At 51.4% G+C, this 516-nt stretch carries 1 protein-coding gene; it reads right to left on the bottom strand.

Translation table 11 applies throughout. From position 1 onward, the window contains the following. The coding region (locus tag ACFFNX_RS52655) for a hypothetical protein (protein ID WP_378213923.1) at positions 1–282 on the bottom strand (282 nt) is incomplete at its 3' end. Positions 283–516 lie beyond the last annotated feature (234 nt).

The raw sequence follows: 516 nt of genomic DNA, 5'->3' as shown, positions 1-516 counted from the left end.
TGCGTCAAGGCCACCGCTTTGCGTTAGCGCAATACGAGGGATGGCGTGACTGTAACCGCTCTGTTGTGTACTTTCGGCGAGCGAACCGGTATTAACCAGCAGGCGAATTTCAACACGATCGCTGGGACGTTGGGGCGTAGTCAGCACTTGCCACTGTAAACCGTTGGAAAGCGTCCCCTGTTGCCATGCTGGATCAGGCTGGAGCGCATCTGCCTGCACATAGCCAGCAGTGGCCATCATCAGCAAACCGCCCGCTAAAAGTCGAATTTTTGTGCCCTGCATGTGAACCCCTGATCAACTATCCTGGTAATAAAAAACTGCCCGTTGTCGGTCAGTCTAAATGACGTTAAAAACACTTCGTGTTAGACCGCAAGAACATGAAAATGTCACGGAAGAAGTGAAATAAACCTGAACTCACCCAGGTGGTAAGTTCAGGCACAGGGGTCAATTATGCGCAAACACCCGCACTCGGGGAAGGGAGTGCGGGCATAAGTGGTGAGATTAAGAGGATAATTC

Source organism: Actinoallomurus acaciae (assembly GCF_042429965.1).
In the GTDB taxonomy this organism is placed as follows: domain Bacteria; phylum Actinomycetota; class Actinomycetes; order Streptosporangiales; family Streptosporangiaceae; genus Actinoallomurus; species Actinoallomurus acaciae.
The sequence above is the reverse complement of the archived record's forward strand: the minus strand, read 5'-3'. Positions and strand labels throughout refer to the sequence as shown.